General features: G+C 33.6%; 10 protein-coding genes. 3 read left to right on the top strand and 7 right to left on the bottom strand.

Annotated elements, in window-relative coordinates; genetic code table 11:
- Positions 1–5: 5 nt before the first annotated feature.
- The 3 genes from ACFFGL_RS01640 to ACFFGL_RS01650 form a co-directional block, all read right to left on the bottom strand.
- On the bottom strand, positions 6–671 hold the full coding sequence (locus ACFFGL_RS01640) for a TetR/AcrR family transcriptional regulator (protein WP_309727285.1): 666 nt from the start codon (positions 669–671) through the stop codon (positions 6–8).
- Positions 672–788: 117 nt separating this feature from the next.
- Positions 789–998 (bottom strand): hypervirulence associated TUDOR domain-containing protein, encoded by a 210-nt coding sequence (locus ACFFGL_RS01645; RefSeq protein ID WP_309727286.1) that lies wholly within the window; start codon positions 996–998, stop codon positions 789–791.
- Positions 999–1,059: 61 nt separating this feature from the next.
- Entirely contained in the window at positions 1,060–3,381 is a 2,322-nt protein-coding gene (locus tag ACFFGL_RS01650) for an ATP-dependent helicase (protein ID WP_309727287.1), read from the bottom strand.
- Between the two features lie 147 nt (positions 3,382–3,528).
- Here ACFFGL_RS01650 and ACFFGL_RS01655 point away from each other — a divergent pair, with 147 nt between their 5' ends.
- Complete coding sequence (locus ACFFGL_RS01655) at positions 3,529–5,133, top strand: FMN-binding glutamate synthase family protein (RefSeq protein ID WP_309727288.1); 1,605 nt, start codon at positions 3,529–3,531, stop codon at positions 5,131–5,133.
- A 28-nt stretch (positions 5,134–5,161) separates the two neighbouring features.
- Positions 5,162–5,683: a DUF7935 family protein gene (locus ACFFGL_RS01660; protein WP_309727289.1), complete on the top strand. Its 522-nt coding sequence runs from the start codon at positions 5,162–5,164 to the stop codon at positions 5,681–5,683.
- Position 5,684: 1 nt separating this feature from the next.
- On the opposite strand, the gene ACFFGL_RS01665 is transcribed toward ACFFGL_RS01660, so the two are convergent.
- Together ACFFGL_RS01665 and ACFFGL_RS01670 are read right to left on the bottom strand one after the other, a co-directional pair.
- On the bottom strand, positions 5,685–6,596 hold the full coding sequence (locus ACFFGL_RS01665) for a patatin-like phospholipase family protein (RefSeq protein WP_309727290.1): 912 nt from the start codon (positions 6,594–6,596) through the stop codon (positions 5,685–5,687).
- 2 nt (positions 6,597–6,598) lie between these two features.
- Positions 6,599–8,677: a M1 family metallopeptidase gene (locus ACFFGL_RS01670; protein ID WP_309727291.1), complete on the bottom strand. Its 2,079-nt coding sequence runs from the start codon at positions 8,675–8,677 to the stop codon at positions 6,599–6,601.
- Between the two features lie 89 nt (positions 8,678–8,766).
- Here ACFFGL_RS01670 and recG point away from each other — a divergent pair, with 89 nt between their 5' ends.
- The gene (gene recG / locus ACFFGL_RS01675) at positions 8,767–10,872 is read left to right on the top strand and encodes an ATP-dependent DNA helicase RecG (protein ID WP_309727292.1); all 2,106 of its coding nucleotides are present in this window, start codon (positions 8,767–8,769) and stop codon (positions 10,870–10,872) included.
- Between the two features lie 22 nt (positions 10,873–10,894).
- Here the strand turns inward: recG and ACFFGL_RS01680 are convergent, their stop codons facing one another.
- Positions 10,895–11,467, bottom strand: a complete 573-nt coding sequence (locus tag ACFFGL_RS01680; protein ID WP_309727293.1) for a YdeI/OmpD-associated family protein — start codon at positions 11,465–11,467, stop codon at positions 10,895–10,897.
- Between the two features lie 33 nt (positions 11,468–11,500).
- A complete protein-coding gene (locus tag ACFFGL_RS01685; RefSeq protein ID WP_309727294.1) occupies positions 11,501–11,947 on the bottom strand; it encodes a hypothetical protein in 447 nt (148 codons plus the stop codon).
- Between the last annotated feature and the right edge of the window lie 68 nt (positions 11,948–12,015).

Raw genomic sequence — 12,015 nt, forward strand, 5'->3', positions numbered from 1 at the left:
TTTGACTACTTATTAAAAATGAGATTTAAAAAGAAGTTTGAAATCGGTTCTTTTTCATTTGATTTATTAAAATCTGACAATTGTGGAAAATGCTGATATAAAAAATGTTGTTTTAAAGTTCCTTGCAAAATAGTGTTTGCGAGTGTTAACGGATATTTATAAGACGGATTATAATTTGTTATAAGTTCTGCCAAATGTTCAATTAAACGTTTATATATAGTGAAATATCCATTTTTATTTTCTTCATCGACCTCTTTGGTTTGAAAAGCTTTTGAATATTCTTGAACTATAATATAATGTAATTCTTCCTCATTAATAAATCCAAAAGATTCATCTTTTTTTGGAGTTTCGGTAATTGCTTTAATAGCTCTTACCAAAACTTCTTTATCATCTTCAATATTTGCGGTTCTTATAATTAATTTATGCTCTAGCCAACCCCAATACCACGAAATTAAATATAACATAAGCATATGTTTATTTTCAAAATAGCGATAAATAGAACTTTCGTTAGATTTAATTTCTGAAGCCAACTTTTTGAATGTTAAACATTCTAATCCGTTTTTACTAATGTATAAAATGGAATGTTCTAAGATTCTTCTTCCTAATTTGGAGGACTGCGGATCTTTTTTATAAATATTCTCCGGAATTAGTAAAGTTAAATTCGCAAGCATGAATCACATTATTAAACATTAAGCACGCAAATCTAAAAGTATTACTTTCATTTTTAAAATAAAAATAAAAAAAATAGCTTTTATTTAACAATTGTAAAAGCTACTTTGAATTTGTAATTAGGCTTTTTCAACTTCACTTTCAAGTTTTAAGACCTTGCTTCCATCGTCTTGTTTTATGAATAATGCTTTGTTGCCTTCTTCTCCTTTTCGGGTAATTTTACTGCCGTCGATGGTTTTGGTAATTTCTTTTGTATAGGTTTCTTCAACTTTTCCTGTGGCAGTTCCGTTGCCCCATTTCCATTGAACCCTACTTCCTTCTTTTATCATTTTTTAGAGAAAAGATAAGTATTTTATACTTTACCTATTTTGAGTCTAACAGAATTTTAACCTATAAAACTTTCAGTTTAGCAAAACGTAAAAGTAATTTTTTTAAGCCGCCATTTTCAAAATCGATTTCGGCTTTTTTATCTTGCCCGACTCCTTCGATGCTCAATATTTTTCCTTTTCCAAATCGCATATGTTCTACTTCTTGTCCGCTTTCTAATTGCAGCGCGGGCGAATCACTTTTGCTTGGTTTATCTGCATCGGTTGGCCGTAACCTTCTCAATTTCCGCAATTGTTCTTCAGTGGGTTTATGAGCTGGTGGCGGAGTTCCTCGTTTAGGTTTTGTTTGCCGTAATTTACTTTTATCTACTTCACCAAAAATATCAGAATCAATAAGTGGTTTATATTTATAATCGTCTTGCGGAACCATTAAATCTAAAAACTTCTCGTCTATTTCTTCAATAAAACGGCTCGGTTCGGCATCAATTAATTTTCCCCAACGGTAGCGTGATTGTGTATACGTAAGATAAGCTTGTTTTTCGGCTCGAGTTAAAGCCACATAAAATAAACGGCGTTCTTCTTCTAATTCTGAACGCGTATTCATACTCATTCCCGACGGAAATAAATCTTCTTCCATCCCAACAATATAAACGTATGGAAATTCTAATCCTTTTGCTAAATGAATAGTCATTAGCGCTACACGATCTTCATCGCCGGTATCTTTGTCCATATCGGTTGCTAAAGCAACATCTTCTAAAAATTCGGTTAACGAACCATCGGCATCGGCGAGTTCTTTTTGTCCTTCCACAAAATCGCTCATTCCGTTAAGCAATTCTTCTATATTTTCTATCCGGGCAATTCCTTCAGGGGTTCCGTCTTTTTTTAATTCTTGTAATAAACCTGTTTTTTTCGCTACGGTTTCAGCAACGGTAAAAGCATCTTTATTTTCAGCAATTAACTGAAAATGCTTAATCATATTCGAAAAATTGGTCAGTTTATTTTTAGTTCCTTTATTTATTTTGAGATCAATTTTTTCAATGTTTTCTATGACCTCAAAAATGGAACGTTTGTAGTGATTTGCAGCGAGTGAAAGTTTATCCATCGTGGTCGCGCCAATTCCTCTCGCCGGATAATTAATGACGCGCTTTAGCGCTTCTTCATCTTTCGGGTTCACAATTAATCGCAAATATGCCAAGACATCTTTAATTTCTTTTCGCTGATAAAAGGAAAGTCCGCCATAAATTCTATACGGAATATCTTTTTTTCGTAGCGCATCTTCCATCGCTCTACTTTGCGCATTTGTTCGGTATAAAATGGCAAAATCTCCATTCTGAAGTTGATGCTCCATTTTATTTTCAAAAATAGAACTCGCCACAAAACGGCCTTCTTCTCCATCGGTTAGCAAGCGGTTAACGATTATTTTTCCGCCATCTTCATTTTGCGTCCAAACGACTTTGTCTAATTTGGTTTGATTTTTATCGATGACTGAATTTGCCGCGTTCACGATATTTTTTGTGGAACGATAATTTTGTTCTAGTCGATACATTTCAACGCCATCATAATCACGCTGAAAGTTTAAAATGTTATTGATATTCGCTCCACGGAAAGCGTAAATACTTTGTGCATCGTCACCCACCACACAAATATTTTGAAATTTATCGCTCAAGGCTTTTACAATCAAATATTGCGAATGATTAGTATCTTGATACTCATCTACCAAAATATAGCGAAAACGATTTTGGTATTTCTGAAGCACTTCCGGAAAACGCGTTAATAATTCGTTGGTTTTCAAAAGTAAATCGTCAAAATCCATCGCTCCAGCTTTAAAACAGCGGTCCACGTAATTCTGATAAATTTCTCCCAATCGCGGACGCTTAGCCATCGCATCTGCTTCTTGCAATTCAGCATTTTGGAAATACGCCTTCACAGTAATCAAGCTATTTTTATAGGAAGAAATTCGGGAATAAACTTGTTTATATTTATACACATCTTTATCCAAGCCCATTTCTTTAATAATCGCAGAAATTAAACGCTGAGAATCTTGCGTATCATAAATGGTAAAATTGGAAGGGTAACCTAATTTATCGGCTTCAAAACGAAGAATTTTAGCAAAAATAGAGTGAAAAGTTCCCATCCATAAATTCTTCGCTTCGCTATTCCCCACAATACTCGCGATACGACTTTTCATTTCGCGCGCCGCTTTATTGGTAAAGGTAAGCGACAAAATATTAAACGGATCTACACCTTTACTCATTAAATAAGCAATTCTATAGGTAAGCACTCTGGTTTTACCAGAACCCGCTCCGGCAATTACAATTAAAGGTCCTTCTTTATGCAATACGGGCGCTAATTGCGCTTCATTTAACTCTGCTAAATACTTTTCCAATTTTCTTCCGTTTTAAGGCGTGAATTTACCAAAAATGATAAAAATGAATTATAGAAATACTACTATTTTATAAACAAATTGGCTTATTGCAAGTTTATAGCCGTATTTTTAAATATATTAGCACAACCCAAGTTTTCAAAATATTTTATGGATAGCATTCTAACTTTTTTAGGAGCAATTACGTGGTGGCAATGGATTCTAATTTTTGTAGTTCTTGTTGCTATAAAAGATGTTTTTTTTAATAAAACACATACTATAAAACATAATTTTCCGGTAGTGGGAAATCTAAGGTATTTTCTTGAAAGTATTGGTCCAGAATTAAGGCAATATATTGTAGCGAACAATCGAGAAGAATTACCTTTTGATCGTATTCAACGAAGTTGGGTTTATGCTTCAGCAAAAAATGCGAATAATTATGAAGGCTTTGGGACCGATCGCGATATTAATGAAACCAATTATATTTTTGTTAATAATGCGATGATTCCTTATGTAATGCCTGAAAAGCATCCAAATAGGAAGGATCCTTATTTTTTACCCTGCGCAAAAGTGATGGGATTAGCCAATAACCGAAAAAAACCTTACAGACCTGCTTCTGTAATTAATGTTTCCGCAATGAGTTTCGGAAGTCTTTCCGCGAGAGCTATTGCCTCATTAAATAAAGGTGTAAAAAAAGCTTCAGCATATCACAATACGGGTGAAGGCGGTTTATCGCCGTATCATCAACAAGGCGGAGATATTATTTTTCAAATAGGAACGGCTTATTTCGGAATTCGCGATGAAAACGGAAACTTTTCCATGGAATCCTTAAAAAAATTAGTGGAAGATAATCCTAGTATTAAAGCGATTGAAATAAAACTCTCGCAAGGTGCAAAACCAGGAAAAGGAGGCGTTTTACCCGGAACAAAAGTTACAAAAGAAATTGCGAATATTAGAAAAATTCCGATGGGAAAAGATGCAATTTCTCCTCCTTATCACACTGCTTTTAATGGAACACAAGGTTTAATTGATTTTATTGAAGATATTGCTGCAGAAACCGGTTTACCTGTAGGAATTAAAGCTGCGATTGGTAAAATGGATCAATGGCACGAATTAGCCCTTTTAATAAAACAGCAAGAAAAAGGACCAGATTTTATAACTATAGACGGCGGCGAAGGTGGAACCGGTGCAGCGCCACCGAGTTTTGCAGATCACGTTTCTTTACCGTTCGCTTATGGATTTAGAGATTTATACAAAGTTTTTAAAAATCATGATCTTACTGATAAAATTGTTTTCATCGGGAGTGGAAAATTAGGTTTCCCATCCAAAGCTGCAATGGCTTTTTCGATGGGTGTAGATTGTATAAATGTAGCTAGAGAAGCAATGTTAAGCGTGGGTTGTATTCAAGCAAAATCGTGTCATACCAATACTTGCCCTACCGGAGTTGCTACGCAAAGTAAATGGTTACAAGCAGGAATTAATGTTACCGAAAAAGCTGAACGGGTTAATTTTTACTTTAAAAACTTTAGAAAAGAATTTATCGAAGTAACGCACGCCTGCGGTTACGAACATCCGTGTCAATTTACGATGGATGATGTAGATATTAATTTAAGCGATCAAGATTTTACCAAAACTTTAGCTGCTGCTTATGAGTATCATAAAGTGGAAGTTCCTTTTGAAGGAATTCGTGCTTTGCAAAAATGTAAGTATCTTGGCGGAAATTATAATAAAAAACAATCTGAATCTTCAATAAATAAAGAAGAAGTACGTTACTAAACTGCAAACTAACTTTAGCATTTTTACTATGGAAGGAATCGATTTCATGCAAATCTTATTTTACGTTTTACCGGCTGTAATTATTGGAATTATCGCTTTTTATTTTTTCAGTTCACATTTGAATAACGAAGAAAAAATGCGTTATTTTTTAATGAAACGCGATAGTCAAAAAGAAGCAATTCCATTTAAATTACAAGCCTTAGAGCGAATGACACTTTTTATGGAACGCATAAATCCAGGAAATTTATTAGTAAGAATTAAACCTTATAACGATAATAAACACGATTACGAGAACTTGCTAATTCAGCAGATTGAAAAAGAATTCGAACATAACTTAGCACAACAAATTTATGTAAGCGATAAATGTTGGCATGCCATTCGGGCGACAAAAAACGCTACCATTTCTTTAATTAGAAAAACTAATATGAGTGATAAAGTTGACTCACCCGATAAACTTCGTGAAGTTATTTTAACAGATTTGTTAGATAAAAGCGCACCTAGCGAAACTGGTTTAGCTTATATAAAAAAAGAAGTTGAAAGCATTTTGTAGCTTACCGATCTTTCAATTCATTTTCTTTTGATTCTTGTGCTTTTTTAGCCGCATAATTAAAGCCTTGTTGCCACCAGTTCGTCATGAGTTCTTTATTAAAAACCAGTGAATTTTCGGTTAATTTACTTGGTGTATAATAAAGGTTAAGCACCACATCTTTATTTACCGCAGCTAATTTACCTTCAATAATATTGCTTCGTTCAATCTGGTCGATTACAAAACCATATAAATTAACCATTAAAGAGAACGGGTTTTTCCCCAATACTTTAGTATGTTCCATATTTTCAGATTCTAAAATAATCGCATCAATTTCTGTAGCGCCACGCCGAATCGCTTCCCGAATCGGAACCACACTTCCGAAACCGCCATCGGCATATTCACAATCATTTTTATTTACCAAACTCATAAACGGCACATAATTACAAGATATCCAAATCCAATCGCAAAAATCTTCATAAGAACAATCGTGAATGCTCTTATATTCTACTATATTTTTAGTAAGGTTCGAAACCGTTATCACAAGATCTTTAACATTTCTCTTTGCAAACTCAAATTCTGCTTCGGTAATATTTTTTTGAATAAGTTTGCGTAAATTCTTGCTCTCACCAAATGTGCGTTTACTTTTTAAAAATTGCAGTATCGTATTTAAATAATTTATCGTAACATATTCACGGTTTTTCTTATGCCGAATTATAAACGGATTTAAACTAAAAATACTGCTCTGTTTAACGTTGGTATAAATTGTATGAAGCTTATAAATATTATCTACAGCCAAGTGAGTCAATAATAGACTTCCGGTAGACGAGCCTACAAACATATCATATTTACGCTGTTGCATTCTTATAAGATGCTCTGCTACGCCACCTGCGTATGCTCCTTTACTTCCACCGCCAGAAATTACCAATGCTCGCATTATTAAATTTGTTTTTGTAAATATTCTTGTTGGGTTTCAGAAAATTCATTTTTTAGCTGAAGAATTCGTTCTCGATGATAACTATTCGACAGTAATTCTTTTAATAATTCTCGACAAAAATTTCTGAATCGCCAAACCTGATGTTCGCAACCTTGCAACAAATCTTTATAATTCTCTTCGGAAAACGAGTCAATTTGAAATAAATATCCAAATGCATTTTCGCGAATTTCATAAGCAAATTTTGGCGAAGTATATCCTGAAAGTCGTTTATACACCTGCTGCTTTTTCTGCGGCTGGTAATCTTGCGTGACCAAGTTAAGTGTTAGCCATAATAATTCTATATTTTTATTGCTGAAACCTTCCACACCGGCTAATTCATTTAAATATTGATGCCTTTTTTCAGGAAAATTTTGCCATAAATTAAATAAGGCTTTTTCTTTCGTTAAGTATGAATCGTCTTTTAATAATCTTTCATATTCACTTTGTAATTCTCGCGGAATATCGGTTAAAGTTGAAGCAATTGCTTGCCGAACTAAAATCGTATTTGTCGCAAAAGCTTTTTTGTAAAGTTCGATAACTCGCCGCGGATTTTCTTCTGCTAATTGATAAACCACTTCCTGCCCAATATATTCATTTACCGGAAAGTTTAACGCCGTTCCCAAAGCAGTTCGTTTATCTGATAATTCACTTTTCCGTAAAGCTGAAACCTGAAAATACTTCAGCATAAAAGGTGATTTTTTTAAAGATTCTAAGGCTTGTGTAGCTTTAAAAGCCGATTGTTTTAGCCAATCGTTTACAAATTCGGTTAAATCTTTTCCGCTGGCTTTTTCCATTTCTTCAATAAAATCTGATGTTTCAACATTTCCGTAAGCATTTTTCAGTAAATAAGTTTGTACTCCTTTTTTAAAAGCTTCTGCTCCTACTTTTTCTCGCAAAACATGTAATGCCCAAGCGCCTTTTTGGTAAAAAGTAAGCGAACTTGCTTTTTCGTTTAATAAAGATTCACCTTTTCCATTATCGCTCATTTCGCGCAACTGCTCGGCGGTTTCATATAATTTATGATAATAGTAATCTTCACCAAATATTTCTTTTTCAGCTAATAAAGCGTAGAAAGTTGCAAAACCTTCTTGAAGCCAATGATGTTTGGAAGATTTTTCGGTAACAAAATCGCCAAACCATTGATGTGCTAATTCGTGAGCGTTTACGTTAACATAATTCCGGTCGATAAATCCTATGGAATCGGTCATACACATATCTGAAAAAATCGTAGCAGTTGTATTTTCCATTCCTGCATAAAGAAAATCACGCACCGGAATTTGTTTATAATTTTGCCACGGAAAAGGAACGCCAATTTCCTTTTCAAAAAAATCGAAAATTTGTTGTGAATAGCGATAAGTTGGTTCTACTTTTAGTGAATCTTTCGGTTCAAAATATAGTTTCATCGGAATTCCACTAGCTGAAGAAATTTCTTTAGCTTGAAAATTTCCAAAGACAACCGCGACTAAATAACTGCTCATCGGATTTTTCATATCAAATTTCCAAGTCGTCGTTTCAGCTTCAGTATTTTTTTCAACTAATTTTCCATTAGCGATTAGCGTATAATTTTTAGGAATTTTATAGGAAAGATCGAATTCAATTTTATCGTTTAAATCGTCAATACTCGGTAGCCAATACGAAGTGTATTTTCCTTGACCTTGGGTAAATACCTGATTGCTTCCTTCATTTTGCCAACCCACAAAGTACATGGTTTGTTTAGGAGTTACGGAATAATTAAATTTTATTGAATACTTCTTATCGGCTTTAAAATTCTTTATAATCCAAATTTTATCTTCACCAGCATGTAATTTAACTTTTAAAGGTGAATTTTTAGCAAGTGAAATACTCATTTTTTTGGCGTCTAAAAAAATAGAATCGGTGTTTTTCTTTACGGTAAATTCTACGGTTAAGTTGCCGTTTACCAATTCTTGTTCGGGTAAAATTTCAATATTTCCTTCAATTTTAGTAAAATCTACTTTTTCGGTCTGTTGTGAAAAAATAACCTGAATAAAAAGTAAAAAAACAATTCCCAAAAAATACTTCATAGTTTCTGAATTCAACCTTCCGCAAAATACAAAAAATCGTTTTCTCTCTTGCAGTTATTTCATTTTAGAAGTTTTCCTATCTTCGTTTTATGAATTCAGGAAATCTGCAAACTCCCATAGATTATCTAAAAGGCGTTGGGCCAAATCGAGCCGATTTACTTCGGAAAGAATTGGGGATTCATACATTTGGCGACTTACTGAATTTATTTCCAAACCGTTATATCGACAAAACGCGTTATTATAAAATAAACGAGCTTCAACAAAATTCTGCTGAAGTTCAAATCGTCGGAAAAATAACACACATAAAATCGGTTGCGCAAAAACGAGGAAAACGCTTGGTAGCTGACTTTGTAGATGAAACCGGAAAAATGGAATTGGTTTGGTTTCGCGGACATAAATGGTTAAAAGAAAGCTTAAAAATTAATGAACCTTATATAATTTTCGGAAAAATAAATTGGTTTAATGGCAGTTTTTCGATGCCGCATCCCGATATGGAATTGCTAAAAGAGCATCAGAAAAATATGCTCGTGGCGATGCAGCCTATTTATCCTTCCACCGAAAAATTAGGCAATCGTGGTATTAGCAATCGCGTAATCATAAAAATTATTCAGCAGGTTTTTCTAGAAAACAAAAAAGGATTTTTAGAAACCTTGCCGCAATCGCTTCGAAAAGAATTAAAATTAATTTCAAAAACCGAAGCACTTTTTAATGTGCATTTTCCGCAATCGGCAGAAAAATTAACACAAGCACAATTCCGTTTAAAATTTGAAGAGCTTTTTTATATTCAGCTTCAATTATTGGTTAAAAATAGATTACGAAAACAAAAAATTAAAGGTTTTGTTTTCGAGGAAGTCGGCGAATATTTTAATCAGTTTTATAAAAATTTTCTTCCGTTTGAATTAACCAATGCGCAAAAACGAGTTGTCAAAGAAATTAGAAACGATTTAGGAACTGGCGCACAAATGAATCGTTTATTGCAAGGTGACGTGGGTTCAGGAAAAACTATTGTCGCTTTTATGTCGTGTTTGCTGGCGCTAGATAATAAGTTTCAGTCGTGTATTATGGCGCCAACCGAAATTTTAGCAACGCAACATTTTAACGGTTTACTAGAATGGTGCGAAAAACTAGGAATCACGATTGAATTGCTAACCGGTTCCACAAAAAAATCTGCACGAAAAATTATTCATGAAAATTTAGAATCGGGTGAACTTCATATTCTTGTCGGAACACACGCACTATTAGAAGATAAAGTTCAGTTTCAAAATTTAGGACTCGCTATAATTGATGAACAACACCGTTTTGGCGTGGCGCAACGTGCTAAACTTTGGAAGAAAAATACCATTCCGCCGCACGTTTTAGTAATGACGGCAACTCCAATTCCACGAACTTTAGCGATGAGTTTGTATGGCGATTTAGATATTTCTGTAATTGATGAATTACCGCCGGGAAGAAAATCGATTAAAACAGTGCATCGTTTTGATAATAATAGATTGAAGGTTTTTCGATTTATTCGTGATGAAATAAAAAAGGGAAGACAAATTTACATCGTTTATCCTTTAATTGAAGAAAGCGAAACGATGGATTACAAAGATTTAATGGATGGTTACGAAAGTATTGCACGCGATTTCCCAATGCCAGAATACCAAATTTCTATAGTTCACGGAAAAATGAAACCTGCCGATAAAGATTATGAAATGACTCGTTTTGCAAATGGCGAAACGCAAATTATGGTAGCGACAACGGTAATTGAAGTCGGCGTAAATGTACCAAATGCCAGTGTAATGATTATTGAAAGTGCAGAACGTTTTGGGCTTTCACAATTACACCAATTGCGTGGCCGTGTGGGCCGTGGCGCTGAACAAAGTTATTGCATTTTAATGACCGGACACAAACTTTCTAACGATAGTAAAACGCGTTTAGAAACAATGGTAAAAACCAACGACGGTTTCGAAATTGCAGAAGTAGATTTAAAATTACGAGGGCCCGGAGATATTATGGGAACGCAACAAAGTGGCGTTTTAAATTTAAAAATCGCTGATATTGTAAAAGACAATCAGATTTTAAAAACTGCACGCTTTTATGCGATGAAACTATTGAAAGACGATCCGAATTTAGAAGAGAAAGATCATAAAATTGTGCGTTATACCTATAATCTTATCGCTAAAGACAAAACCATTTGGAATTATATTAGTTGATTGGGAATATTTATTCAAGTGTTCAAAAATTTTTAGGCCTTTTTTGTTGGCTAGTGCAGCTTGCAATTTCTTTTATTCTTTTTTGTCGCGTTTCCGTTCGTTTGGCAAGCACTATCCATTGCAACATCGATTTTTTAACCGATTTACTTAAGCTTAAAAAGTAAGTTTTGGAATTTGGGTGATTGTTAAATTCCATTTCTAAATCTGAAGGAATTTCTAAATTTTCTACACTGTCTAAAATTGTCCACGAACCATTTTCTTTAGCTATTGCAATACTTTTTATTCCTGCTTCAGCAAGCCATCCTGCTTTGCTTAATTTTTCAATAGTATCTTTATTAATTTTTGACCAAGTACTATTTGGTTTACGTTTGCTAAAATACTGTCGATATTTTGTAGAATCAATTGGTTTTTTGAGACTATCAATCCAACCAAAACAAAGTGCTTCTTCAACAGCTTCACTCCAAGTCAAATTAAATTTTTCAGCACTTTTCTTATGAATAATTAACCAAATGCCATCTTTTTCTAGATGGTTTTCTTTCAGCCAATTTCTCCAGTCATTTTTATTTGTAGGACAATAGTCTGTAATTTCTTTCATTTTACTGTTCAACTAAAAAAAATTGAATTTTTACTATTTCTTTTTTTCAAAAACAAATAAAACCTCTTCATTATCATCAGCAATTCTAGCTTTTAAATTTTCCCCATTAAATTCATATGCAATTATTTTCGGGAATGGATTTTTATTATTCCGCGCTTTAAAATTATTTTTCTCCATTACTTCAATAGGAAATAAAACCGGCTCTTCATTAACACCTTCTACTTGAAATATCCACGTTTCATTTTTCTTTAGTAAGCTTAGGTTTTCTTTAAAAATAGTATCGCCATTTTTTAATGTAAAACCGATTCCTTTGTAATTTTCAGCAGCAACTTTTTGCCAGTTTTCATACGTATTTTCTGAAGGCTTATCATTAATTCGTTGCCAATTTCCAACAAGCCAATCAAAAGTAGGTTCTTGGTTTTCACAACTTATAAATGTGCCAAAAATTACGATTGAAATAATTAAAATAGATTTTTTCATAAAAAGAAAAATTAGTTCTTAAAGATAAGCCTAAATTCAATTCAATATTTCAAAAAACCTAGCCATAT

It is taken from the genome of Mesonia maritima, assembly GCF_042433895.1.
Classification (GTDB): Bacteria; Bacteroidota; Bacteroidia; order Flavobacteriales; family Flavobacteriaceae; genus Mesonia; species Mesonia maritima.

Excerpts from the sequence above, each read along its gene's own strand:
- ACFFGL_RS01640 (WP_309727285.1), bottom strand. The coding sequence starts at position 671 with ATGCTTGCGAATTTAACTTTACTAATTCCGGAGAATATTTATAAAAAA.
- ACFFGL_RS01645 (WP_309727286.1), bottom strand. The coding sequence starts at position 998 with ATGATAAAAGAAGGAAGTAGGGTTCAATGGAAATGGGGCAACGGAACT.
- ACFFGL_RS01655 (WP_309727288.1), top strand. The coding sequence starts at position 3,529 with ATGGATAGCATTCTAACTTTTTTAGGAGCAATTACGTGGTGGCAATGG.
- ACFFGL_RS01660 (WP_309727289.1), top strand. The coding sequence starts at position 5,162 with ATGGAAGGAATCGATTTCATGCAAATCTTATTTTACGTTTTACCGGCT.
- ACFFGL_RS01665 (WP_309727290.1), bottom strand. The coding sequence starts at position 6,596 with ATGCGAGCATTGGTAATTTCTGGCGGTGGAAGTAAAGGAGCATACGCA.
- ACFFGL_RS01670 (WP_309727291.1), bottom strand. The coding sequence starts at position 8,677 with ATGAAGTATTTTTTGGGAATTGTTTTTTTACTTTTTATTCAGGTTATT.
- recG (WP_309727292.1), top strand. The coding sequence starts at position 8,767 with ATGAATTCAGGAAATCTGCAAACTCCCATAGATTATCTAAAAGGCGTT.
- ACFFGL_RS01680 (WP_309727293.1), bottom strand. The coding sequence starts at position 11,467 with ATGAAAGAAATTACAGACTATTGTCCTACAAATAAAAATGACTGGAGA.
- ACFFGL_RS01685 (WP_309727294.1), bottom strand. The coding sequence starts at position 11,947 with ATGAAAAAATCTATTTTAATTATTTCAATCGTAATTTTTGGCACATTT.